The sequence below is a fragment of the Candidatus Delongbacteria bacterium genome (assembly GCA_041675285.1).
Taxonomy (GTDB): Bacteria; CAIWAD01; CAIWAD01; order CAIWAD01; family CAIWAD01; genus CAIWAD01.
On record JBAYTZ010000002.1, the window covers coordinates 402,323 to 427,703 of the forward strand.

Annotated in this window: 20 protein-coding genes and 1 tRNA gene; 19 read left to right on the plus strand and 2 right to left on the minus strand. The window is 66.1% G+C overall.

The genetic code is table 11. From position 1 onward, the window contains the following. Positions 1-14 precede the first annotated feature (14 nt). The 15 genes from WC326_03495 (at position 15) to WC326_03565 (ending at position 16,868) form a co-directional block, all read left to right on the plus strand. Positions 15-1,631: an SLBB domain-containing protein gene (locus tag WC326_03495; GenBank protein ID MFA7330119.1), complete on the plus strand. Its 1,617-nt coding sequence runs from the start codon at positions 15-17 to the stop codon at positions 1,629-1,631. A 40-nt stretch (positions 1,632-1,671) separates the two neighbouring features. After that, on the plus strand, positions 1,672-3,096 hold the full coding sequence (locus WC326_03500) for an exopolysaccharide biosynthesis polyprenyl glycosylphosphotransferase (GenBank protein ID MFA7330120.1): 1,425 nt from the start codon (positions 1,672-1,674) through the stop codon (positions 3,094-3,096). Positions 3,097-3,391: 295 nt separating this feature from the next. After that, positions 3,392-3,465, plus strand: a tRNA-Val gene (locus tag WC326_03505). Positions 3,466-3,558: 93 nt separating this feature from the next. Continuing rightward, positions 3,559-5,490: a threonine--tRNA ligase gene (gene thrS, locus WC326_03510; protein ID MFA7330121.1), complete on the plus strand. Its 1,932-nt coding sequence runs from the start codon at positions 3,559-3,561 to the stop codon at positions 5,488-5,490. Between the two features lie 121 nt (positions 5,491-5,611). Further along, positions 5,612-6,145 (plus strand): translation initiation factor IF-3, encoded by a 534-nt coding sequence (infC, locus tag WC326_03515; GenBank protein MFA7330122.1) that lies wholly within the window; start codon positions 5,612-5,614, stop codon positions 6,143-6,145. Positions 6,146-6,147: 2 nt separating this feature from the next. Next, positions 6,148-6,342 carry a 50S ribosomal protein L35 gene (gene rpmI, locus WC326_03520; protein ID MFA7330123.1) on the plus strand — a complete coding sequence of 65 codons (195 nt, stop codon included), beginning with the start codon at positions 6,148-6,150 and terminating at the stop codon, positions 6,340-6,342. Between the two features lie 13 nt (positions 6,343-6,355). Then, positions 6,356-6,706 carry a 50S ribosomal protein L20 gene (gene rplT, locus WC326_03525; GenBank protein MFA7330124.1) on the plus strand — a complete coding sequence of 117 codons (351 nt, stop codon included), beginning with the start codon at positions 6,356-6,358 and terminating at the stop codon, positions 6,704-6,706. 138 nt (positions 6,707-6,844) lie between these two features. Then, on the plus strand, positions 6,845-7,846 hold the full coding sequence (gene pheS, locus WC326_03530; protein ID MFA7330125.1) for a phenylalanine--tRNA ligase subunit alpha: 1,002 nt from the start codon (positions 6,845-6,847) through the stop codon (positions 7,844-7,846). A gap of 204 nt (positions 7,847-8,050) precedes the next feature. Then, a complete protein-coding gene (gene pheT, locus WC326_03535; GenBank protein ID MFA7330126.1) occupies positions 8,051-10,453 on the plus strand; it encodes a phenylalanine--tRNA ligase subunit beta in 2,403 nt (800 codons plus the stop codon). Between the two features lies 1 nt (position 10,454). Further along, positions 10,455-10,733, plus strand: coding sequence for a hypothetical protein (locus tag WC326_03540; GenBank protein ID MFA7330127.1), 279 nt, complete (start codon positions 10,455-10,457; stop codon positions 10,731-10,733). A 61-nt stretch (positions 10,734-10,794) separates the two neighbouring features. Next, complete coding sequence (locus WC326_03545) at positions 10,795-11,085, plus strand: hypothetical protein (GenBank protein ID MFA7330128.1); 291 nt, start codon at positions 10,795-10,797, stop codon at positions 11,083-11,085. A 274-nt stretch (positions 11,086-11,359) separates the two neighbouring features. Then, the gene (rny, locus tag WC326_03550) at positions 11,360-12,922 is read left to right on the plus strand and encodes a ribonuclease Y (protein ID MFA7330129.1); all 1,563 of its coding nucleotides are present in this window, start codon (positions 11,360-11,362) and stop codon (positions 12,920-12,922) included. After that, on the plus strand, positions 12,922-13,779 hold the full coding sequence (locus WC326_03555; GenBank protein MFA7330130.1) for a TIGR00282 family metallophosphoesterase: 858 nt from the start codon (positions 12,922-12,924) through the stop codon (positions 13,777-13,779). The genes rny and WC326_03555 overlap by 1 nt, the downstream gene beginning before the upstream one ends. Before the next feature lie 72 nt (positions 13,780-13,851). Then, on the plus strand, positions 13,852-15,417 hold the full coding sequence (locus WC326_03560; protein MFA7330131.1) for an amidohydrolase: 1,566 nt from the start codon (positions 13,852-13,854) through the stop codon (positions 15,415-15,417). Then, entirely contained in the window at positions 15,414-16,868 is a 1,455-nt protein-coding gene (locus tag WC326_03565; protein MFA7330132.1) for a hypothetical protein, read from the plus strand. Before WC326_03560 ends, WC326_03565 begins: the two co-directional genes overlap by 4 nt. 108 nt (positions 16,869-16,976) lie before the next feature. On the opposite strand, the gene WC326_03570 is transcribed toward WC326_03565, so the two are convergent. Further along, positions 16,977-18,506 (minus strand): aldehyde dehydrogenase family protein, encoded by a 1,530-nt coding sequence (locus tag WC326_03570; protein ID MFA7330133.1) that lies wholly within the window; start codon positions 18,504-18,506, stop codon positions 16,977-16,979. A 633-nt stretch (positions 18,507-19,139) separates the two neighbouring features. Further along, the gene (locus WC326_03575) at positions 19,140-21,638 is read right to left on the minus strand and encodes a T9SS type A sorting domain-containing protein (protein MFA7330134.1); all 2,499 of its coding nucleotides are present in this window, start codon (positions 21,636-21,638) and stop codon (positions 19,140-19,142) included. 386 nt (positions 21,639-22,024) lie between these two features. On the opposite strand from WC326_03575, the gene rpsL reads away from it, so the two are divergent. The 4 genes from rpsL to WC326_03595 form a co-directional block, all read left to right on the plus strand. Next, a complete protein-coding gene (rpsL, locus tag WC326_03580; protein MFA7330135.1) occupies positions 22,025-22,432 on the plus strand; it encodes a 30S ribosomal protein S12 in 408 nt (135 codons plus the stop codon). Between the two features lie 21 nt (positions 22,433-22,453). After that, on the plus strand, positions 22,454-22,921 hold the full coding sequence (gene rpsG, locus WC326_03585; protein MFA7330136.1) for a 30S ribosomal protein S7: 468 nt from the start codon (positions 22,454-22,456) through the stop codon (positions 22,919-22,921). A gap of 40 nt (positions 22,922-22,961) precedes the next feature. Then, positions 22,962-25,040: an elongation factor G gene (gene fusA, locus WC326_03590; GenBank protein MFA7330137.1), complete on the plus strand. Its 2,079-nt coding sequence runs from the start codon at positions 22,962-22,964 to the stop codon at positions 25,038-25,040. 229 nt (positions 25,041-25,269) lie between these two features. Continuing rightward, positions 25,270-25,381: GTP-binding protein (locus tag WC326_03595; GenBank protein MFA7330138.1), on the plus strand; the 112-nt coding region annotated here is incomplete at its 3' end.

Consider the following 25,381-nt stretch of genomic DNA (forward strand, 5'->3'; position numbering starts at 1 on the left):
GTGGATGTCGCACGATGAGACTGACCCTGCTTCCCGGCCTGACCGCGCTTTGCTTCTGTTTGTGCCTGTGCTTGGCGGCCCACGCCCTGGATCTGAAGGATCTGGAAGGCCTGGGGGGCTCCGCCGGAACGGGCTCCGCGCCCAGCGTCCCCGCGCCCTCCTGGGTGCTGGAAGGGCCCATCGATCCGTCCACCTACCGGCTGGGGCCGGGCGATCACGTGGGCCTGTTCGCCTACAACGTGGAGCGCAACCGCGAGGAGCGCATCGTGGAGAGCGACGGCCGGCTGGAGCTGCCCGGGCTGGGCCGCGTGCCCGCGGCGGGCTTGACGCTGGCCGAGTTGCGCCGGGAGAACGCCCGGCAGCTGGCGCGCCTGTTCCGCTGTGATTCGGTGGACCTCTGGATCACCTGGCCGCGCACCATCCGCGTGCAGATCTCGGGGGCCGTGGAGGAGCCGCGCTGGGTGGAGCTGCCCTACCTGACCCGGCTGAGCGCCACCCTGGAGCGCCAACCCGAGGAGCAGAAGCTGCCCGACCCCGAGGCCACGCTGCCTGCCTTTCTGCGCGGCAAGAAGGACGAGGTCCGCTTAAGCTGGCGCAACGTGCGGATCCTGCGCGGGGCCGACACCCTGAGCGTGGACCTGCTGCGCCGTCTGCGCACGGGCGACGCGGACAGCGATCCCATCCTGGAGGCCGGGGACCGCGTGGTCTGGGGCCTGGAGGACGCCGTGCTCACCGTCTCCGGACCCTTCCGGCAGGCCGACGGCGAACTGGAGTACCGGCCCGGCGACACGCCCCGCAGCGTGGTGGAGCTGTTGGGCGGCCCGCGCCAGGGCCTGACGGGCGCCCGCTACGAAGTGGTGCGCACGCCGGCGGCGGGGCCGGCCCGGAGCTGGAACTTGACGCCGGCGGATCCCCTGTTCGCCAGCCTGGCCCTGCAGCCCCACGACCGGCTCTTCCTGCGGGTGGACAACGCCCGGGCCGCGGGTGACGAGGCCAGCGTGGAGGGCGAGGTGCTGATGCCCGGAACCTTTGCCGTGGACGGCGAGACCACGCTGGCTGATCTGCTGGCCCTGGCCCGCCCCGACAGCGCCCGGGCGGACCTGGCCCACGTGCGGGTCATCCGCGAGCTGCGCCACGACCCGGAGACGCGCTACATGGGCGAGATCCTGCGCTCGGGCTGGCTGAACCGCTTCGAACACGACTACCTGAAGAGCCGCCTGCTGCACGAGGGCGGGCGCGTGTCTCTGACCTACGACAGCCAGTACTTCGATCCGGCGCGCGTGCCCATCCTGGACGGCGACCGGATCCAGGTGTTGCGCAAAACCCCCGACGTGGAGGTGCTGGGCGCCGTCCACGAGCCGGGCAGCCAGAAGTTGCAGCCGGGCTGGACCGTGGGCGACTACGTGCAGGCCGCCGGCGGCAAGCTGCGCGGCGCGCGGAACTCGGAACTGCGCCTGCGCCGGGCGGGCGCCGACCAGTTCGCCCCGGCCAGCCAGGGCGCGAACGTCGAGGCCGGCGACGTGATCATGATCATGTACCGCGACGAGATGACGGCCTGGGAGAAGTTCAAGGAAGGTCTGGCCGTCACGGCGCAGATCATGACCGTGGTGCTGGTGGTGCGCAGCATTTGATCCGCCCCTTGGCGGCGCGGGACCTGAGGGGGTGAAGGCCGTGAGACGCCTGTCCTGGGAACGGCTGTTCCTGGTGGTGGTGGACTTCGCCAGCATCTGGGCCTCCACCTGGCTCACCTGGTTCCTGCGCTTCCGCTCGGGCTTGTTCACGGAGCCCGAACCCTTCCAGCTGCCCCTGTCCGCCTACCTGGTGCTCAGCCTGTTCTGGCTGGCCATCTTCGCCCTGCGCGGGCAGTACCGCAAGCTCTACCACGTCAGCCGTTACCGCGCCGTGCAGGAGGTGGCGGCCTCCGTGCTGGTGGGCCTGATCCTGCTTTTCGTGATCACGCTGGAGCCGGGCCGCCCGGCGCTCTCGGCTTCGCGCCTGCTGCTGCTCAGCTACGGCCTGGTGCTGGCGGCGGGGGCGGGCACGGGCCGCGTGCTGTTCCGCACCGCGCAGAAGCGCCTGCTGGAGCGCGGGCTGGGTCAGCGCGCCACCCTGGTGGTGGGTTCCGGCGAGCGGGCCCGCCAGCTGCTGGAGCAGTTTCGCCTCCATCCCGGGATGGGCTATCGCGTGGTGGCCCGGGTGCGGCCGCCCGGGCGGGACGAGGCCGCCGGGCTGCCCGCCGCCGACGGCGGCCTGGACGAGCTGGAGCCGCTGATCCGCGAGCGCCAGGTGGTGGAGGTGGTGGTCACAGAGCCCGAGCGCGAGCTGCTCTTCGAAGTGATCCAGCGTGCCACGCGCCAGGGCGCCGACGTGCTGATCGTGCCGGACCTCTACGACCTGGTGCTGGGCAACCTCAAGGCCTTCGACATCTGGGGCATGCCGGTCATCCAAGTCTTCCCGCACCTGATGGCGCCCTGGCAGTTCCTGCTCAAGCGCGGGCTGGACCTGGGCGCGGGCCTGCTGTTGGGGCTGGCCGGCCTGCCGCTGCTGCTCGTCCTGCCGCCGCTGATCCACTGGCAGAGCCCGGGGGCGCCGGCCCTCTTCCGCCAGCGCCGGGTGGGCCGCGGCGGGCGGGAATTCACGCTGCTCAAGTTCCGCACCCTGCACCCGGCCGAACACGTGGCCATGCTGCACGCCGACGCCGCCGCCACCGTGGAGGGCGGCGCGCCGCCCCCGGTGACCGAGCATGATCCGCGTCTGACGCCGCTGGGTCGCGTGCTGCGCCGCTACCGGGTGGACGAGTGGCCCCAGGTCTGGAACGTGCTGCGCGGGCAGATGGCGCTGGTGGGGCCGCGCCCGGAGCAGAAGGTGCTGGTGGACGACTACATCCGCCGCTGGCCGCTCTACGCCCGCCGCCACAACGTGCGGCCCGGCCTGACGGGCTGGGCCCAGGTGCGTCAGCGCTACGACCAGAGCCTGACCCGGCTGGAGGACAAGCTCAGCCTGGACCTGTTCTACCTGGAGAACATGAGCCTGGGCCTGGACCTGCGCATCCTGCTCTACACCGTGCGCACGGTACTGCGTGGCGCCGGGAGGTAGGGTTAGGTAAAACCAGGTATCCACAGATTACACAGATTTCACAAATTAAAACAAAGAAATTAATAAATGTTAAATTGCATCGTTAAACTCATGTTTTCTGTCATTAGATTTGAAAGTGGCAGGCATTTAGAATGACCATCAATTGCGGTAAATTTTGGTTTCGGCTGAAAACAGCTTTTAATCTGTGTAATTTGTGTAATCTGTGGACATCTCCTCCCCAACGACAAAGTCAACGAGAAATCTACCTGAGTTCTTGACTCCAGCCTCGAGCAACTCTACATTTCGCGGCTTCTGGGGGCGGCTAGCTCAGTTGGTTAGAGCGCTTGCTCGACACGCAAGAGGTCACAGGTTCAAATCCCGTGTCGCCCACTCGCGGAGGTCCTGAAGGACCGAAATCATTCCGCGACAAGGAGATGACGTCCTGGCGCACGTCACTCCGGTCAAATTGAAAGGCTGGGGACCATGTTCACCCTGACCTTTCCGGACGGCGCCCAACGTCAGGTTCAACCTGGCGCCACGCCGCTGGAAGTCGCCAAGGAAATCAGCCCTTCCCTCGCCAAGGCCGCCCTCGCGGCTGAGTTGGACGGCGAGCTCGTTTCCTTGGTTCATCCGATCCACAAGGATGCCCGCATTCGCTTCCTGACTTGGGAAGACGAGGCGGGCAAGACCGTGTATTGGCACAGCTCGGCCCACGTGCTGGCCCAGGCCGTCAAGGAGCTGTGGCCCGCGGCCCTGCTGGACGACGGCCCCGCCACCGAGGCCGGCTTCTTCTACGACATCAAGTTTCCCGCCCCCATCGGCGAAGAGGACCTGCCGCGCATCGAGGAGAAGATGCGCGAGGTGCTCAAGCGCAAGGAGCGCCTGGTCCGGCGCGAGCTGAGTGTCGACGAGGCCCGCAGCTTCTTCGCGGCCCGGGGCGAGCGCTTCAAGCTGGAACTCATCGACGCCATCGCAGCGCGCGGCGAATCCATCACCGTCTACGAGCAGGGCGCCTGGGCCGACCTCTGCCGTGGTCCGCACCTGTTGGACACGGCCAAGATCAAGGCCGTCAAGGTGCTCAGCGTGGCCGGCGCCTATCTGCACGGGGACGAGAAGAACGAGCAGCTGCAGCGCGTGCGCGCCATCAGCTTCCCCAGCCAGGCGGAGCTGGACCAGCACCTCTTCCTGATCGGGGAAGCCAAGAAGCGCGACCACCGCAAGCTGGGCCGCGAGCTGGAGCTGTTCTCCTTCCACGAGGTGGGGCCGGGCTTCCCCTTCTGGCATCCCAACGGCACCGTGGTCTACGACGAGCTGGTGCGCTTCTGGCGCGAGCTGCACCGCGAGGCCGGCTACAGCGAGATTCGCACCCCCATGATCCTCTCGGAGAGTCTCTGGCACAAGAGCGGCCACTGGGACCACTACCGCGAGAACATGTACTTCACGCAGATCGACGAGCAGGACTACGCGGTCAAGCCCATGAACTGCCCGGGCTGCTGCACGGTCTTCGGCAGCCAGCCGCACTCCTACAAGGAACTGCCGCTCAAGCTGGCGGAGATGGGCCAGGTGCACCGCCACGAGAAGTCCGGCGTGCTCCAGGGCCTGTTCCGCGTGCGCATGTTCACGCAGGACGACGCGCACATCTTTTGCACCCCGCCCCAGATCGAGGACGAGATCGTCAAGGTCATCCAGCTGGTGGACCGGATCTACTCGACCTTCGGCTTCAGCTACGAGATGGAACTCTCCACCCGCCCGGAGGAGAAGTACATCGGCAGCCTGGAGATCTGGGAGCAGGCCGAGGGCGCCCTCAAGGCGGCCCTGGCGCGGGTGGGCGCCACCTACAAGCTGAACCCCGGCGACGGCGCCTTCTACGGTCCGAAGATCGACTTCCACATCAAGGACTGCCTGGGGCGCCGCTGGCAGTGCGCCACCATCCAGCTGGACTTCAGCATGCCCGAGCGCTTCGAGCTGGAGTACACGGCGGAGGACGGAGGGCGCCAGCGCCCCGTGATGATCCACCGCGCGATTTTCGGCTCCTTCGAGCGCTTCATCGGGATCCTGATCGAGCACTTCGCCGGCAACCTGCCCACTTGGCTGGCCCCCGTCCAGGCCATCGTGCTGCCCATCACCGAGGGGCAGTTGGAGGCCGCGCGGAGCGTGCAGCAGGAGCTGCTCAAGGCGGGCCTGCGGGCCCAGCTCGAGACGCGCTCGGAAAAGATCGGCTACAAGATCCGCGCCGCCGAACTGCGCAAGATCCCCTGGATCCTGGTGGTGGGGGCGCGCGAGGCCGAGCAGGGCCTGGTGGCGGTGCGCCGGCACGGCCAGGGCGACTTGGGCGTGCGTCCGGTGGCGGAACTGGTCAGCGAACTGCGGGGCCTGGTGGACGGCCGCCGCCTGGAGGAGTCGGTGACGGCGTAGTCGCGCCCGAACCCGTCGCGGGCCGCCGGTCATGGGAACGGCGAACGCCTGAACCGCGCAGGCACAGCACAAGGAGCCCATCATCGCCAGAAGGAAATTCCTGCAACGCCCGACGATCCTGGTGCCCAAGCACCGGATCAACGAGCACATCCGCATTCCCAATGTCCGGCTGATCGCGGCGGATGGTTCCCAGGCGGGGGTCGTGGACACACAGGTGGCCCGGGAGATGGCCCTCCAGGACGGGCTGGATCTGGTGGAGATCGCGCCCAATGCGGACCCGCCGGTCTGCAAGATCATGGACTACGGGAAGTTCCTCTACCAGCAGTCCAAGAAGGACAAGGCCGCCAAGGTCAAGCAGCACACCATCACGGTGAAGGGCGTGCGCCTGACCCCCAAGATCAGCGGGCATGATCTGGAGACCAAAGCGGCGCAGGGTCGGGAGTTCCTGGATGACGGGCACAAGGTGAAGGCCTTCGTGGTGTTCCGGGGGCGCATGATCACGCACAAGGAGTTCGGTCAGGACACGCTGGACAAGTTCATCGAGATCCTCAAGGACATTGCCCTGGTCGAGCAGGAGCCCAAGATGGACGGTCCGCGCAGCATGAGCGCCCTGCTTTCACCGAAGAAAGTGATGAAGAAGAAGACGGAGGAATAGAGATGCCCAAGATGAAGACCAATCGCGCCGCGGCCAAGCGCTTCAAACTGACCGGGACCGGTCGGGTGAAGCGCCACAAGGCCTACGCCAGCCACATTCTGACCAGCAAGTCCCCGGGCCGCAAGCGCAATCTGCGCCACGCCAGCCTGGTTTCGGAAGCCGACGAGCCGCGCGTGAAGCGCATGTTGACCTGCTAAGGAGGCCTGACAGATGCCGAGAGCAACAAACAATCCCGCCTCCAAGGCTCGTCGCAAGCGCGTCTTTGCCCTGGCCAAGGGCTTCCGCGGCGGTCGCAAGAACCTGCTGCGCCAGACCCTGCAGGCCGTGGATCGCGCCCTGGCCACCTCGACCATGCACCGCAAGGTTCGCAAGGGCGAGTTCCGCCGGCTGTGGATCGCCCGCATCAACGCCGCGGTGCGCATCCACGACACCGAGATGAACTACAGCACCTTCATCCACCTGCTGGATGTGAAGGGCGTCACGCTGGACCGCCGCCAGCTGGCCGACATGGCCGTCCGGGAACCGGAGGCCTTTGGCGAGCTGGTGCGATCCCTGCGCTAGCGCAGCCCGGAATCGCACCTGGAAATGTCCCCCGCGCGGGGACATTTCCTTGTTCGGGGCGCGCCAGGATCCGCGCGCGCCGAGCGCGGTCGGCGCGGTCGCCCGGCCGTTGAGTTTCCAATGGACGTGGAGCACATCATGAACACCCTCGACAGCCTGCGCGCCGAGTTCCACGCCGCCCTGGCCGCCGCCGCGGACCGCGAGGCCCTGGCGGCCGTGCACCAGGGCTGGCTGGGCCGCAAGGGGCGGCTGCAGGACCTCTTCAAGCAGATGCGCGAGCTGCCCGCCGAGGAGCGCCCGGCCTTCGGCGCGCAAATCAACGTGCTGAAGGAGGAGCTGGAGGCCGTCTTCATGGCCCGCCAGGAGGAGTTGCTGAACCGCGAGGGCGTGGTCCGCGTGGACCTCACCCTGCCGGGCCACCCCGTCCGGACGGGCTCGCTGCACCCACTGCAGCAGATCCTGGACCGCATCACGGGCATTTTCACGCGGATGGGCTTCACCGTGGAGGACGGCCCGGAGGTGGAGACCGAGCGCTACAACTTCGACATGCTCAACACGCCCTTCTGGCATCCGGCGCGGATGGAGTCCGACAGCCTGTACCTGAAGCAGGGCCACATGCTGCGCACGGAGACCAGCCCGGTGCAGATCCGAGTGCTGGAGCAGGTCAAGCCGCCGGTGCGGATCATCGCGCCGGGCCGCGTCTACCGCAACGACAAGCCGGACGCCAGCCACAGCCCGATGTTCATGCAGGTGGAGGGCCTCTACGTGGATCACGGCGTGACCTTCGCCGACCTGAAGGGCACGCTGCTGGAGTTCTACCGCCGCATGTTCGGGCCGGACACGCGCCTGCGCTTCCGGCCGCACTTCTTCCCCTTCACCGAGCCCAGCGCCGAGGTGGACGTGAGCTGCATTTTCTGCGGCGGCGCGGGCTGCCGGGTCTGCAAGCACTCGGGCTGGCTGGAGATGGGCGGCAGCGGGCTGGTGGATCCCGCCGTGCTGGCGGGCGTGGACCTGGACCCGGAGGAGTGGACGGGCTTCGCCTTCGGCCTGGGCGTGGAGCGCATGGCCATGCTGCTCTACGGCGTGGACGACATCCGGCTCTTCTACGAAAACGACTGGCGCTTCCTCGAACAGTTCTAGGCACTTTCACCACGAAGGACGGGAAGGAGTCCGAAGACCACGAAGGGATGTGATGGCAGGGAGCGGGGTTGGGTCTGCCGGCCCACTGGGCGGGCCTTCACCAGCTGCTGTTCTTCGCGTCCTTCTCCCCGCTTCGTGAGCTTCGTGGTGAACTTGTCCTGCCGGTTGAACCTGGGGTTGTGAGCAAATTTCGGCGGTGTGACGATGAAGATCTCCCTTTCCTGGCTGAACGACTTCCTGCCTGTGGACACCAGCCCGGCGGGCGTGGCGGCGCTGACCCACGAACTCACCATGCTGGGCTTCGAGGTGGAGAGCGTGCAGCGCATTGGGCGCGAGCTGAGCGGCGTGGTGGCGGCCTTCGTGGAGAAGGTGGAGCCCCATCCCAACGCCGACCGCCTGCGGCTGGTCACGGTGAATCACGGCGAAGGCCGGCTGACCCTGGTCTGCGGCGCGCCCAATGTGGCCGAAGGGCTCACCGTGCCGCTGGCGCGGCTGGGCGCCGTGCTGCCGGGCGTGGAACAGCCGCTCAAGAAGGCCCGCATCCGCGGCGTGGACAGCGAGGGCATGCTCTGCAGCGAGGTGGAGCTGGGCCTCTCCGACGACCACAGCGGCCTGAAGCTCCTCGACCCGGCGGACTGGCAGCCCGGCGATCCGCTGGCCCAGGACTTCAACTTGCAGGACGTGGTGCTGGATCTGGAGATCACCCAGAACCGCGGCGACGCCTATTCCATCCTGGGCATCGCCCGGGACCTGGCCGCCTTGCGCGGCGTTCCGCTGAGCCGGCCGGAGGCGCCGGCGGCTCCGCTGGCGGCGGTGGACGAGCGCGTGGAAATCGTGCTCGATCCCACCTGCACCGGTTGTTCGCGCTACGCGGGCCAGCGGATGAGCGGCGTGCAAGTGGGTCCCAGTCCGCGCTGGCTGGTGAACCGCCTGGAGGCCGTCGGGCTGCGCTCCATCTCCAACGTGGTGGACGTGACCAACTACGTGATGTGGGAGCTGGGCCACCCCCTGCACGCCTTCGACCTGCGCGAGGTCCGGGGTGGGCGCATCCACGTGCGCAACGCCGCAGCGGGCGAGCGCTTCACCACCCTGGACGGGCAGGAGCGCACGCTGGACGCGGAGCACACGCTGATCTGCGACGGCGAGCGCCCGGTGGCCCTGGCGGGCATCATGGGCGGCCTGAACTCGGGCATCGCCGCGGACACCACGGAGATCCTGCTGGAGTGCGCGGTCTTCGATTCCGTCGGGATCCGGATGGGCGCCCGGCGGGCGGGCCTCTCCTCGGACTCCAGCCGGCGCTTCGAGCGCGGCGTGGATCCCCGGGACGTGGAGGCCGTGCTGCGGCGGGCCAGCTCGCTGGTGGCCCTGACCGCCGGCGGCCAACTGGCCGGCGGCTGCGCCGACGCGGATCCCCGACCCTGGCAGCCCCGCCACGTGACGCTGCGCACGGCGCGTTGCAACGCCGTGCTGGGTCTGGCCCTGAGTGCGGAGCGCATGCGCGCGCACCTGGAAGCGCTGGGCTGCGCGTGCGAAGCCGGCGCCGAGGAGATTCTCGTCACGCCCCCCAGCTGGCGCCACGACCTGGAGCGCGAGATCGACCTGATCGAGGAGGTGGTGCGGCTGGAAGGCTACGAGCAGGTGCCCCAGCCGGACTCCGCCCGCGTCCCGCTGGGCCAGCGCGGCAACCCGCGGCGCGAGCTGCTGGAGCGCGTGCGCCGGGAGGCCGTGGGCCTGGGCTTCCGCCAGGTGATGAGCTACAGCATGACGGATCCGCGCCAGCTGGAACGCGTGCTGCCCGAGCGCCCGGTGCTGCAGATCCGCAACCCGCTCTCCCAGGAGATGTCCGTGCTGCGGCCCAGCCTGTTGCCCAGCCTGCTGGAGACCGCCGTCTACAACCTGAACCGGCGCGCGGAGGGCCAGCGGCTCTTCGAACTGGACCGCGAGTTCCATCCCGATCCCGCCTCCGCCACCGGCTGCCGCGAGTCCCTGCACCTGGCCCTGCTGCTGGTGGGCCAGCTGCGCCCGGAAAGCTGGCAGGGCCCGGCCGAGGCCTATGGCTTCCACGATCTCAAGGAAGTCGTCCAGCTGTTGCTGAGCCATCTTCACCTTGAAGGCCTCCGCTTGCTTCCCTACCTTGACGGCGTCTTTTCGGCCAATTCGCTGGCCATCGAGCGGGACGGGGAGCGCCTGGGCGTGTTCGGCCAACTAGAACCCCGCCTGTGTGAACGGATGGGCACGGAGTGGCCGGTCTTCGCCTTGGATCTGGACCTGGAGTCCGTGGCGCGCCTGGCGCCGGGGCTGCCCCGCTACCAGCCCTTCTCCCGCCAGCCTTCGGTCCTGCGGGACTTGAGCCTGATCAGCTCCGCGGAGTTGCCGGCCGGTGCCTTGGCGGACACGTTGCTGGAAGCCGGACGTCCGCTGTTGCAGCAGGTCCAGGTGGTGGACGTGTATCAGGGCAAGGGTGTGCCCGAAGGCTGCGTGAGCCGCAGCTACCGGCTGCGCTTCAACGACCGGGAGCGCAGCCTGACGGACGCCGACGTGGACCCGGTGGTGACGGACCTGCTCAAGCAGGCGGAACAGCGGCATGGAGCCAGGCTGCGGAGTTGACGTGGAACCCCTGGCGCGGCTCGAAGAGCAGGTGGATCGGCTGTTGGCCGCCCACGCCGAGACGCTGGGGGAGCTGCAGCGCCGCGACCGGGAGCAGGGCGAGACGCGGCAGAAGCTGCGCCAACTGGAAGAGCGGCTGGCCCAGGCCTTGAAACACGTGCATGAGTTGGAGCAGGAGCGGGGCATCCTGCGCGAGCGTCTGGCGGCCCTACCCGATCCGGCCAGCCTGGACGAGGCCCGGCGTCGGCTGCAGGCCTTGCTCGAGACCCTGGAGATCTGAACAGACCCGGATGCGGGTCGTGGCCATAGATGACGGGACCGAATCCCGCGAGCGAAACAACATGAGTGTCAGTCGAACCGTGACCTTGCATGGGATCCGGGTGCCCTTGCGGACTGAGTTGTCCGACATGGACCTGGATGCCGCCGTGTTGCTGGTGCGCCAGCGCATGGATCAGGTCGCCCACGGCGCGACGCATCGCGAGCCGGCCATTGTGGCGGCCCTGGTGGCCCTGAACCTGGCGGGGGAACTGCTGGGACGGGAACTCGAGGGCGGCCGGGACGCCGGCGCATTGGATGTTCTAAGCAAGCGGATCGAGAATCACTTGATGACCAAGGAGGCCGGCGGCGTTTGAGACGCGGCGGGCGTTCTTTCACAAGAATGCCCCTGCGGGTGCCAACCTTTATAAAAGAACCGTATAAGAATGACCATGGGAGCTTGTCTCTCACGAGTGCCGATGACAGGCCGTGCCTCACTTCGGTGAGGAGTCCTTCGGGACCGGCGGATTCCAGACGCATTCAGGCGGGCACCCACCGTGACGTATAGAGGTTTCTTTTGTATGGACCACTCGCAGGGGCTCTTTTCCCTCATCAGACCATGACCGTCATCCCTCAATCCAGGGATGTCCGATGACCATTCTTCTCACTCTGTTGATTGGCCTGCTTGCGCTGGGAGCCGGAGTGCTCGTTGGCTTCCGCTTGGCCCTGCGCGGCGCGAATTCCCACTATCAGCTGCGGCTGCGTGAAGCGGAGGACCTGCTGCGGGGCGCGCGCGCCGAGGCGGAGACCCTGGCCCACGAGGCGCGGCTGGAGGCCGAAGAGAGTCTGAGCCGCGAACTGGAGAAGCTGGAGGAGAAGAAGCAGCGGCGGGAGGATCAGCTCAAGGAGCGCGAGAACCAGCTCCGCGAGAAGGAACTCACGGTGGAGAAGAAGCGCGAGCACCTCAACACGAAAGAGGTGGATCTCAAGCATCGCGAGCAGCTGATCGAAGCCCAGGGCGAGCGGTTGGAGAAAGCCCGCAAGCGCGCCGAGGAGATCGTCGAGCAGCAGAACGAGAAGCTGGAGAGCATCGCGCGGCTGACCACCGAGGAGGCGCGGGCCCAGCTCTTTCGCAACCTGGAGCACAAGGTCCAGTCGGAGGCGGCCCAGCACTTCAACGAAATCCGCGAACAGGCCCGCCTCTACGCCTCGCAGGAATCCCGCCGCATCCTGGTCAACGCCATGGAGCGCACGGCCGTGGAGCACAGCGCGCAGTCCACCGTGACGGTCTTCGAGCTGCCCTCCGACGAGATCAAGGGCCGGATCATCGGGCGCGAGGGGCGCAACATCCGCTCCTTCGAGGCGGTGACGGGGGTGGAACTGCTGGTGGACGACACGCCGCGCACGGTCCTGCTCTCCAGTTTCGATCCCCTGCGGCGGGAAATCGCCCGCATCACCCTGGCCTCCCTGATCAACGACGGCCGGATCCATCCGGCCCGCATCGAGGAAGTGGTGGAGCGCGTCCGCGAGGATATGGCCCAGACCATCCTGCAGATCGGCGAACAAGCCATGCTGGACCTGGGCGTGCACGGCCTGCAGCAGGAACTGATCCGGCACTTGGGCCTGCTTTCGTTCAAGAACACCCAGGGCCAGAACATCCTGGCCCATTCCAAGGAAGTGGCCAGCATCGCGGGGATCCTGGCGGCCGAGCTGCAGGTGGACAGCCGACGCGTGCGACGCGCCGGCCTGTTGCATGACATCGGCCGGGCCGTGGACGGCTACACCGAGGCGGACTCCTGCTCGCTGGGCGCGGATCTGGTGCGCAAGTACGGCGAGAAGACCGACATCGAGGAGGCCATCCGCTTCCAGGAGGCCGACGCGGGCACGCGCTCGCTGATGGCGACGCTGATCCACGTGGCCAACAAGGTCAGCCTCAGCCGGCCGGGCATCCGCGGCGAGCACATGGGCCGCTACATCCAGCGGCTCACGCAGATCGAGGACGTGGCCAACGGCTTCGTGGGCGTGGACAGCGCCTTCGTCCTGCAGGCCGGCCGCGAGCTGCGCGTGGTGGTGAATCCCGCCGAATTGCCGGAGGATCAGCTGGACCTGCTGGCCACGGAGATCGCCGAGGAGATCCAGCGCCGCATCCTCTACCCGGGGCAGATTCGGGTCACCGTGGTGCGCGAGTTCCGCAGCATCGGCACGGCCAAGTGATGAAGGCTCTGGCGCGCATCCTGTTTGTCGGCGACGTGGTGGGGGAGTCCGGGCTGAAGGCCGTGGAACGCGAGCTGCCCAACCTGCTGCACGAGCACGGGGTGGATCTCTGCGTGGCCAACGTGGAGAACGCCTGGGAGGGCAAGAGCGTCAGCGCGGAGATCCTCAAGCGGCTGCGGACGGCGGGCGTCCGGGTCTTCACGGGCGGCAACCACACCTGGGATCGCTTCCAGATCCACAACCTGCTGAAGAACGAGCCCGGGCTGCTGCGGCCGCTCAATTACCCGCGCATCTCCGATCCGGAGGGGACCAAGTGGGCCTCGCCGCTGGCCGGCTGCGGCTGGACGGCGCACATGGCGCCCGATCTGCCGCCCCTGGTGGTGATGAACGTCCAGGGCCGCGTGTTCATGTCGCCCATCGATTGTCCCTTCCGGCGGATGGACGAGGAACTGGCGGCGCTGGCCCGGATGGCCGAGCGCACCCAGCCGCCCTTGATCCTGGTGGACGTGCACGCTGAAGCCAGCGCGGAGAAGATCGCCTTGGCCCGCTACCTGGACGGCCGGGTGGCGGCGGTGGTGGGCACGCACACCCACGTGCAGAGCGCCGACGAACGGCTGCTGCCCGGCGGCACGGCCTTCCTGACGGATGCTGGAATGACAGGCTGCCATGAGGGCGTGATCGGCATGAAGACCGAGGTGGCGCTGCGCCGCTTCCTGCTGCAGACGCCCCAGAAGTACGAGTCGGTGGAAGGGCCCGCCCAGCTGGAAGGCGTGTTGCTGACCTTGGACACGGCCACGCGCAAGGCCCGGGCCATCGAGCGGATTCGTCGACCGGATTTCGTGCGGGAAACAGCCTAGCGTCGGCCACAACCCCGGTGGCCGGCCCGGCCCATCCTGCGTCCAGCGGGGTCGCCTCAACGCGGAGCCTCCATGCGCACGCTTTTGCACAACGCCCGTCTTTACGATCCGCGCAGCGGCATGCTGCGCGCGGGTTCGCTGCTGATGGAAGGCGGACGCATCGCCCGGCTGGGGTCCGCCGGGCTGGAGCCCGGCGGACCCGCCCGCCGCGTGGACTGCGCCGGCCGCCTGCTGATGCCGGGCATCTACGACGCCCACGTGCATCTGGTCTTCGGCGGCGAGGCCCTGGTGCGCCTGGACGCCTCACGGCACGGCACGCGCGCCGACCTGCTGCAGGAGATCGCCCGGCGGGCGGCCGCGGTGGATCAGGCCCCCGACCGGCGCGCCGGCTGGGTGCTGGGCCAGGGCTTGCAGCCCGGCGCCCTGGTGCCCACCCTGGCGGAGCTGGACGAGGCCACGGGCGCCGTTCCCCTCTGCCTGGATACCCACGACCTGCACTCCTGTCTCTGCAATTCCAGCGCCTTGGCCCTGATCGGCGTGGAGGGTCGGCCGGATCCCCCCGGGGGCGAAGTGGAGCGCGACGCCGCGGGCCGGCCCACGGGCCTGTTGCGCGAGAACGCCGCGCTCTGGGTGCGGCCCGTGATCCCCGCCGCGGGCGACGCCGAGCGCCGGGCCTTTATCCTGGCCGCCCAGCGCCACGCCCACCAGTACGGCATCACGGGGGTGGGCGACAACCTGCGACGGGCGGACCTGCCCCTGTTCCAGCAGTTGGAGGCGGAGGATCGATTGCGCCTGCGCATCCAGGGCTGGCGCAACGACGGCAACCTGAATCCTGACACTCTCGAGTTGGAGCCCTTCTTCAGCCCGCGCCTGCGGGTGGACACCCTCAAGCTCTTCGCCGACGGCGCGCTGGGCTCATGCTCGGCGGCGCTGGACGAACCCTATCTGGACGGACGGCGCGGCACCCTGGTGGCGGCGCCCGAAGATCTGCTGCACTGGATGCGCCTGGGTCTGGAGCGCGGCTGGCGGCTGGCCGTCCACGCCATCGGCGATCTGGCGGTGGCCCGCGTGTTGGACTTCTTCGCCGAGCTGGGGCGTGAGGGTCTGCCCACCCGGGGTTGGCGCCACCGCATCGAGCACGCCCAGTTCATCCGGCCCGCGGATCTGGAGCGCTTCCGCCGCCTGGAGATCCTGCCCAGCATCCAGCCTCTGCATTGCTCCACCGATCAGGATGGTTTTTCCACGCGCTTGGGACCGGCCAGCGTGGCCCGCGCCTTCCCCTGGCGCTCGCTGCTGGAGGCCGGTCTGCCGCTGCCCATCGGCACCGACTGGCCCGTGGAGCCCCTGGATCCGCGCTTCAACTTCGTGCACGGCCTGACGCGCCTCAGCCGCTCGGGCCAGCGCCTGATCGGCACGGAGGAGGCGCTCAGCCTGCCCGAATTGCTGCGCGGCATGACGTGGGACGCCGCCCACGCCGCGGGCTGGGGCGAGGAGTTGGGCTGCCTGACCCTGGGCGCCCACGCCGATCTGCTGCTCTGGGAGCAGGACCCGCTGGAGAGTTCCCTCGAGCAGCTGGCCGGGCTGCGCGTGCAGGCCCTCTGGAGCGGCGGCGAGCCGGTGCTGGAGCCCGCCCCATGAACCACCTGCGGCGACTGCCCCGGCCGGCCCGCCAGTGGGTGCCGGAGGATCTGGCCTTTCACCACATCCGCGCGGCTCTGGCCTACGGGCGCAGCCTGCTGGACACGGAGGTGGCGGGCGCTCCGGCCCTGCTGGAGTGGATCCAGCGCCGTCACGAGTATGAGGCCTGCCTGCGCGAGACCCTGCTGTTGGCCCGACTGGACCACGGCGACCAGGTGGCGGATCCCTCGCGCCGCGAGTGGTTGAACGGACTGCATCAAGACCTGGGGGCCGCGCGCACGGAGCTGGACCACCGGCTGGACGGACACTACCTGGCCTCGCCGGCCCGCGACCGCCTGCCGGACGCCTTGCGCGCGGCGGTGGAGGGCCCGCTGCTGGTTCGGCAGCGCTGCTGGATGGAGTCCAATCTGGCGCTGCTGGAGCGTCTGCAGGAGTTGCAGCTCGAGTACATCCAGCTGATGGGCAATCTCAACGTGCAGTGGGTGGGACGGCCCGCGTCGCTGCCCGAGCTGCGCCACCAGTTGAAGAGCGGCGACCCGCTCACCCGGCGGCGGGTCTGGGAAGCCCGGGCGGCGGGGTTGGCGACTCTGCGCCCCGAACTGGAAGACCTGCTGGACGAGACCCTGGCCCTGCGCGAGCAGGTGGCCCGCAACGCCGGCTGCCAGGACTGGAACGGCTATCTGGCCCTGCTGGGCCGCGAGCCCTGGCCGGGCGAGGAGAGCCCCGGGGAGGAGTCGACGCTGGCCCCCTGGGACGCGCTGGCCTCCTGCACGCCCGAGGAGGACACCGCTGGCGCGGAGCCCGAACAGGTGCTGGCCGACCTGCAGGAGTGGCTGGCTGTGGCGGAACCCGCGGTGGACGACACCCTGACCCGGCTGCGCACCTCGCGCCTGCTGGATCTGCAGGATCGCCCGGGAAAATTCGAACTGGACTTCTGCGCCTGGCTGCCCGAGCGCCGGCTGCCTGTCCTGCGCCTGAGCGCCTACCAGCTCTCCGACGACCTCTGCCGCTTCTTGCGCCACCTGCACGCGGCTCATCGCGCCATGACGGAGCGGGGCCGGGCGCTGAGCCGGCTGGAACCCGTGGTGGAGCTGCTGCCGGAGGACCTGCGCTGGACCGTGGGGGTGGCGGAGGGACTGCTGCGCGAGCGGGCCTTGTCGCCGGATCAGCTGCAGCGCTCCCACCAGCGCCTGCAGCAGCTGCGCCGGCAGGAGTTGGCCTCCGCCCGGCGGCAGGAGCGCTGGGCGTGGTGGGTGCACGAGAACCCCGGCGCCCCGCGGGAGTTGCGCCGGTTGCGCTGGCGCCACGAGCAGGGCGGCGATCGCTTGAACGGGGCGGCTCCGGCGGCCCTGGAGGACACGCTCTTCCTGGAGAGCGCCTTCTTTCTGCCGGAGTGGGGCCCGCCCTCGCTGGCTCTGGTCCTGGAAACCGGCTGGCAGGGCGTTCTCTGACCCTTTCCATTCGCCCGCTGCGGCCCAGCGCAGGAGACCCCGGGCGCATCCCAAGCAAAAAAAGAGCCCGGACAGCCGGGCTCTTTTCATGTCGAAGCGTCGCAGGGCTTACATCTCGAAGTGGATGCCCTGGGCGAAGGCCGTCTTGCCCGACCAGTTCAGCGTGTTGGACTGCCGGCGCATGTAGTACTTCCACACGTCGCTGCCGGACTCGCGCCCGCCGCCCGTGTCCTTCTCGCCACCGAAGGCCAGGCCGATCTCGGCGCCCGAGGTGCCCAGGTTGACGTTGGCGATGCCGCAGTCGCTGCCCATGGCGGACAGGAAGGTCTCGCTCTCGAGGAAGTGGTTGGTGAAGATGCTGCTGGACAGGCCCTGGGGCACGCCGTTCTGCAGCGCGATGGCGTCCTCGATTCCACCCTGGTAAGTGATGATGTAGAGCAGGGGCGCGAAGGTCTCGTCCTGGACGATCTCCATTTCGTTGCGCACCTTGGCGATGGCCGGCGTGACGTAGGCGCCGCTCTCGTAGCCCGGCCCGCTCAGCACTTCGCCGCCGCAGACCATCTCCCCGCCCTGGGCCTTCACCTTGGCGATGGCATCCTGCAAGTCCTTGACGGCGCCCGTGTCCACCAGCGGGCCCATCAGCACGCCTTCCTCCAGCGGGTTGCCGATCCGCACCGTCTTGTAGGCGGCGGCCAGCTTTTGGACCAGCGTATCGGCCAGCGACTCGTGGACGATGATCCGGCGCGTGGACGTGCAGCGCTGGCCGGCGGTGCCGATGGCGCCGAAGGCGATGTTGGGGATGGCCAGGCTCAGGTCGGCGTGGGGCGTCACGATGATCGCGTTGTTGCCGCCCAGCTCGAGGATGGTGTGGCCTAGGCGCTCGCCCACGATGCCCGCCAGGCGCTTGCCCATGGGCGTGGAGCCGGTGGCGGAGATCAGCGGCACGCGCGCGTCGCGCACCAGGGCGTCGCCCACGCTGGAGCCCTTGCCGATGATCAGGCTGCAGACGCCTTCGGGCACGCCGTTGCGCTTGAGCACGCGGGCGGCGATGGTCTGGCAGGCCACGGCGGTGAGCGGGGTCTTGCTGGAGGGCTTCCAGACCACCACGTCGCCGCAGATCAGGGCCAGGGTGGTGTTCCAGGACCAGACGGCCACGGGGAAGTTGAAGGCCGAGATCACGCCCACGATGCCCAGCGGGTGCCACTGCTCGAACATTCGATGGCGGGCGCGCTCGCTGTGGGTGGTCACGCCGTAGAGCTGGCGGCTCATGCCCGTGGCGAAGTCGCAGATGTCGATCATCTCCTGCACTTCGCCGCGGCCTTCCTGGATCACCTTGCCCATTTCCATGGTCACCAGGGCGGCCAGCTCCTCCTTGTGGGCGCGCAGCTCTTCGCCCAGCTGGCGGACGATCTCGCCGCGCTTGGGGGCCGGCCACATGCGCCACTCGATGAAGGCCTTGGCGGCGGTCTGCATGACCTGCTCGTACTCGCCCATCTCGCACTGCTGGACCTTGGCCAGCACCTTGCCGTCGATGGGGGAAACCGACTCCAGCAGGCTGCCCTTGCAGGGGATCCATGATCCCGTGCTGGCGCCCTGGTTCACGTCCTCGATGCCCAGTTTGGCGAGGATATCCTTCATGTCGAAGCTCCTGCGGTTTGGCGTTTCGCGCTCCCTAGTGAGAGGGCCGCCCAAGATCGAATGAGGGGCGTCAAGAAGCAAACAGGAAGCCTGGCAGTAGCTGCGGCGCCATGTTTTCCACCTTTCTGCTTGCGCCAGAAAGGTGGAGCCAAAGAGGCGCTTTTTCTCAACGGCTAGAGTCAGGCCACCTCGCGGTGGCCTTCCGCTAGCCGCAGTTTGGCCTTCCTTGCTCCGTGTAGTTGGTTCGCCTGATGGCTTCACCCATTTTCTGGTTCAGCCCTGCGGGCTTCACCTCACTGAACCATTTCGTCATCCCCCGGCTCGACCGGGGGATCCCATGGCAAAGTGACTGTCATCCCAGCGAAAGCTGGGATCCCATGGCATGTGCGAGGCGAAGCCAATTCCCTTCCCTCGCTGCCCCGGGCCCACGCGAGCGTGGGCATGGGGAAGGCGCGACCCGGTAACGCCGGGGCGCGATGGGATGGGGGTCGTTCTATCTCCACAGTCAGCCCGCCTTCAAGCCTTCAAGTCTTCGTGCGCGAGTGGAATCTCGGACGTATCACGCACAACCCAAGCCAAGACCTATCTGGCCTCTGTGCCTCTGTGACTCTGTGGTGAGCTGCCGACGGAAGGTCAGCGCAACAGGGTGACGCTGCGTGTTTCTTGCCGCCCGCCCGTCTCCAGCGTGACCAGGTAGGTACCGCTGGCTAGACGCCACGTGCCGAACTGCGCCGTGTGCGTACCAGCCGGTACGATATCGTCCACCAGCACGGCCACTTCCTGACCCAGCAGATTGTGCACGACCAACCGCACATGGCGTGGGCGGTCCAGCGAATAGGGAATGAGTGAGACCGGGTTGAACGGATTGGGATAAGGATTGCCCAGCGTGAAGCTCGCGGGCCGTCCCGGCTGGGGCTTCGGGCGCTGGACGGCCACCCAGCCCGTGTCAATGGCGGCAGCTTGCGGTCCACCCGTATAGCCCATGTCATTGCGCAGGGTGCCCAGACTTGGCCAGAGCGGGAAGCCAGGTTGAGTTGAATCCTCAGGATCGTTCCATTCCACTGCTGAGTTGCCAGCATCCACGCAGGGAGATTCCGCGCTGAGATAGGGCGGCCCCAGCTCCGCATCAAACAAGGGATTTTGGCCGTAGAGATTATGATCCCCCGAGTACCAAGAAGGCAGCAGGCAGTAGGAGAAGAGAGGTGGCTGAAAGTCCGTGCTATCGGTGTAGGGGTCGACGAAGTACCGACAGCCGTTTCCCGATAGAATGGAATTCTGCAAGGTCAGCTGCGGTCTTGTGTTGTCATAGGTACTGAACAAGAATTCTGTGTGGTTATTGAGCAAACTGATGTTACTCAGCTTGCTGGCTGGACCTCCCAAGAGTGTGAGAACACCCTGCCATGTCGGATGATCATCCACATATGGATATGTGAAATGGGCCTCCCAGGACTCCACGCCTTCCACCACCACATTAGCCAAGACTAAGGTATCCGCCAGGCACAGCATGCCCATTCGTGACGTGTTACGAACGCTGATGTTCTGGGCGTCATAACTCGACCCCCCGTACAGGAAGATGCCGCCATCGTCGTTGTCTTCCACGAGGACATTGCGCAGCCAGATCTTGGGGGGTCGGAACGAATAATGGCCTCCATACACTTCCAAAGTACTCCCTACGCAAAATCCATCTAAGACTGGATCTCCTGAAAAGGACTCCGGGATGGTGTTGATTTGGCGATTTCCACGAAGAATGCAGTCTTCTATAAGGACTTGCTTGCGAATTTGGGTATTATCCACCCATAAATAAAATGCACGTCCTCGATTGGCTTCGCGGAGACTGTTGGGGTTATCGTAATCGTCATGATCATGTACTACGTTGTTTTGGATAATCATGCGCCGGTAAAAATTGTCTTCTATGTTCCGGCGTAACCCTGCTGTTGTATTCAGTGCCAACCCATATCCGTAGCTTCGTACCTGTGGTTGTCCACTCCAGGTCATGGGATATACATGGGAGAGATTTCGTTGGATGAGGACATCTTCAAAACTGCATCGCTCCGAGTCCACAATATGGCCCGAACAATTCAGCTGGCACATGGATTCCTCGCCCTGCGAGGGGGAACCACATTCATTGTCCTCGACCAGGAGGTGACGCACGGTGCCCCAAGCGGCTGCATTGATTCGGACCAATTTGTCTGACGCACCGTAGCAGTTGGTAACGGACATATGATCCACTCGAAGCGTATCCGAGGATAAATCCACAATCAATCCCAAAGAACTGACTTCGTACCGTTTCTCATTCGTACAGCGGTCGACCATCAGATGGGAAACCGCCAGGACGCTTTGCTCCCCTAACGCCGTATTGATCATTAGAACCGTATTTTCCTGAGAATGACAATCTGAGACAAATACGGAATCTATGTCACAGATAAAGGCGCCAATCTCAATACATGTTCCAATACTATGTTGTGATGAAACCACCACGTCATGCACGATTACTGAATCTGCGCCAATAGCAATAACGTCCGATGGATATTCACTAGGGAGGAAGCGCAATTTTGAGCAAACAACTGATTCAGCACCCAATAAGTGAATCATATCATTTGACGTTTCCGGGTCCTGCTGCCGACGATACAAATGCCCGCGTATGTCTTCCAAAACAATTCTACCTAATCGTAAACCGCTATCAGATCGTAACAAAGCGCCGGCATGTGGACCTCTATTTTCTCTAAAGACGACGTGGCGAATCGTAGCATTTGAGCTGTCTCGCAGATAGATCGCACCACCTCGATAGGGTTGTGTCTCTGACCCCTTCCCCTTTTTCAGAGTTACCCCTTCCAGTCGGAAGACCCTGTCCCCTCGCGTCTGCACGGTGATCAAAGATCCCTGCCACTGCCCGTCGAGGATCGTAGAATCGATAGCTAGACTATCCCCTGTGAAAAAATCGTCGGAGACGAGACTCAGGTTGCGGTCGGGAATCGTCAGCAGCCCGTTGTACGTACCTGGCGCCACGTGCACGGTGTCGCCATCCGCGGCGACGTCAATGGCAGCCTGGATTGTGGCGTGGTCGGCGGGGACGTGCAGCAGGGCAGCCTGGAGGCGCAGGGTGAGCATGAACAGGCAGATCCAACAGCGCATGGGGACCTCGGGCCAAGGGGACACGACGTGCGGACATCCCCAGCGTAGTATTCGGAGATATTCCAAACCCGGGTTGACTGCTGCCGCCGTCAAGCGCACTGCGTGACAGGAACGCATGGGTTGACGGATGGGCCGGGCACTTCCATCTCGCACGGCGCAGCGAATCAGGTCTGGTTGCGCGACCCGCCCGCGTCTGGGAATCGGAGTCACGTTGGTGTGGATGGGGCGAAATTGTTGCCAATGCCTTCAAATCTATACCGAACAATCTGCGATCATCCTCCCCGTTCGGTGAAAACTGAGCAGGCACAAGGATTTTTCCCACACTTGCCCTTGCGCTCGTGGAGAGCGAACGCTTAATTGGTCGTCTTGCAAATTTCGGAGGAAATGTGCCGACCATCAGCCAATTGGTCCGAATGGGCCGCGAAAAGCTGGTCGACAAGCAGAACAGCCCCGCGCTGAAGCGTTGTCCCCAGCGCCGTGGCGTCTGCACCCAGGTGCGCACCACGACCCCGAAGAAGCCGAACTCGGCCATGCGGAAGATCGCCCGCGTGCGCCTGACCAGCGGTTTCGAGGTCACGGCCTATATCCCCGGCGAAGGCCACAACCTGCAGGAGCACAGCATCGTGCTGGTGCGGGGCGGCCGTGTCAAGGATCTGCCCGGCGTCCGCTACCACATCATCCGCGGGGCGCTGGACGCCTCGGGTGTGGACGGCCGCAACCAGGGCCGCTCCAAATACGGCACCAAGAAGCCGAAGGAAGGCCAGGCACCGGCCAAGGGCAAAGGCAAGAAGTAAGCAACAGGGCAGGTATCTCCCATGCGTAGACGTCGTGCGCCGGAGCGCGTGAATCTCCCGGATCCGAAGTTCCATTCCCAACTGGCGGCCCGCTTCATCAACAGCATGATGAAGGGCGGCGAAAAGGCCGTGGCCGAGCGCGAGTTCTATCGCGCCGTGGAGATTGTGGACGGCAAAATGGACAAGGGCGGCCTCGAGGTCTTCGAGCGCGCCGTGCGCACCGTCGAGCCGCTGCTGGAAGTGCGGTCCCGCCGCGTGGGCGGCTCCACCTACCAGGTGCCCGTGGAGGTGCGTCCCAAGCGGAAGACGGCCCTGGCCATCCGCTGGATCATCACCTACTCGCGCAACCGCAGCGAGAAGACCTTCGCCGAGCGCCTGGCGGGGGAACTGATGGCCGCCTACAAGAAGGAAGGCAACTCCTTCAAGAAGCGCGAAGATGTGCACAAGATGGCCGAGGCCAACAAGGCCTTCGCCCACTTCCGCTGGTAGTCTCTAGTCCACTGGACCAGAAAGGAATCGTTCCAGACCGATGAGCTTCACCGAAACGCTGTTGAAAACCCGAAACATCGGGATCATGGCCCACATCGATGCGGGCAAGACCACGACCACCGAGCGCATCCTGTACTATACGGGCAAGGTGCATCGGATGGGTGAGGTCCATGACGGCGCGGCGGTGATGGATTGGATGGAGCAGGAGCGTGCCCGGGGGATCACCATCACCTCGGCCTCCATTTCCACCAGCTGGAACGAGCACCACATCAACATCATCGACACTCCGGGCCACGTGGACTTCACCGCTGAGGTGGAGCGCAGCCTGCGCATCCTGGACGGGGCCGTGGCCTTGTTCTGCGCGGTGGGCGGCGTGGAGCCCCAGTCCGAGACGGTGTGGCGCCAGGCGGACAAGTACCGCGTGCCGCGCCTGGCCTTCGTGAACAAGATGGACCGGACCGGCGCGGACTTCTACGCCGTGATGGAAGGCATGCGCAACCGGCTGGGCGCCAATCCCGTGCCACTGCAGATCCCCATCGGCGCCGGCGACCTGTTCACGGGCCTGATCGACCTGATCACCATGCGGGCCGTCCTCTACAACGAGCAGTCCCTGGGCTCGCTGTTTGTGGAGGCCGACATTCCGGCGGACATGCTGGCCCAGGCCCGCGAATACCGCGAGAAGATGCTGGAAGCCGTGTCCGACTACGACGACCATCTAATGGAGAAATTCCTGGACGGCGTCGAGATCCCGGTGGCCGAGGTCCAGGCGGCCGTCCGCAAGGCCACCATCGACCTGTCCATCGTCCCCGTCTTGTGCGGGAGCGCCTTCAAGAACAAGGGCGTGCAGCGTCTGCTGGACTGTGTCTGCGACTATCTGCCCAGCCCGCTGGACGTGCCCACGGTGTTCGGCCACAAGCCCGGCACCGACGTCCAGGTGGAGCGTCGCTGCGCGCTGGACGAACCCTTCGCCGCGCTGGCCTTCAAGATCCAGACCGATCCCTTCGTGGGCAAGCTGACCTACTTCCGCGTCTACAGCGGCAAGGTCGCCACGGGCGACGGCGTGCTGAACACGGGCACGGACAAGAAGGAGCGCATCGGCCGCCTGCTGCAGATGTCCGCCAACAAGCGCGAAGACATCGAGGAAGTGCACGCGGGCGACATCGCCGCCGTCATCGGGCTGAAGAAGGTCCGCACGGGTGACACGCTCTGCGACATCAATCACCCGGTGGTGCTGGAGCAGATCACCTTCCCCGAACCGGTGATCGCCATCGCCATCGAGCCCAAGTCCAAGGCCGACCAGGACAAGCTGTCCACGGCTCTGGAGAAGCTCTCCGAAGAGGATCCCACCTTCCAGGTCCGCACGGACAAGGACACGGGCCAGACCACCATCGCCGGCATGGGCGAGTTGCATCTGGAAATCCTCATCGACCGGATGAAGAAGGAATTCAAGGTGGAAGCCAACGTGGGCGCCCCGATGGTGGCCTACAAGGAATCCATCACGAAGTCCGCCGAGAGCAACATGCGCTTCGTCCGGCAGACGGGCGGCCACGGGCAGTTCGCCCACGTGGTCATCCGCGTGGAGCCGGGGGAGCCGGGAACCGGGTATACTTTCGAAGACAAGATTGTGGGTGGTGTGATTCCGCGGGAGTACATCAATCCGACTTCGCACGGAATCCAGGAGGCCATGAAGAACGGTGTTCTGGCCGGTTATCCGATGGAGGACGTCAAGGTCACCCTCTACGACGGTGGCTTCCATGACGTGGACTCCAGCGAGATGGCCTTCAAGATCGCCGGCTCCATGGCTTTCAAGGAGGCTGCCAACAAGGCCGCCCCCGTCCTCATGGAACCAATTATGCGCGTGGAGGTGGTCGTCCATGATGATTACATGGGCGACGTGATGGGAAACATCAATTCCCGTCGGGGACGCATCAGCGGGATCGAACCCCGCCGCGATGCGCAAGTCGTGCGCGCTAACGTTCCACTGGCCGAGATGTTCGGCTACGCCACTACCCTCCGTTCGATCACGCAGGGACGGGCCGTCTTCTCCATGGAATTCTCGCATTACATGCAGGTTCCGGCGAGTCTGGCGGAGAAGATCCTGGAGAAGAACAGCCGGTAGGCTGGTGACTCCGGGCTCGCGTTCCTGACCGAACGACTCACAGTGTGGGACATCGTCCGGCCGCCGTTGTGGCGTCGGATCTGACCTGCCTTCCCGGATTGGGGAGGGCATGCACGGCGTTTGCGCCGCCCGGAGTGGTGTGCGTGGATGCCCGGGCCGGGAGGAGTCGTCCGCAGGGGCGACGGCGGCGTGGGCCGCATGAGTTCAGACATCAGGTAGGAGTGATCCAATGGCCAAGGCAAAATTCGAGCGGACCAAGCCCCACGTGAACGTCGGGACGATTGGTCACGTGGACCACGGCAAGACGACGCTGACGGCGGCGATCACGCAGGCCCTTGCGA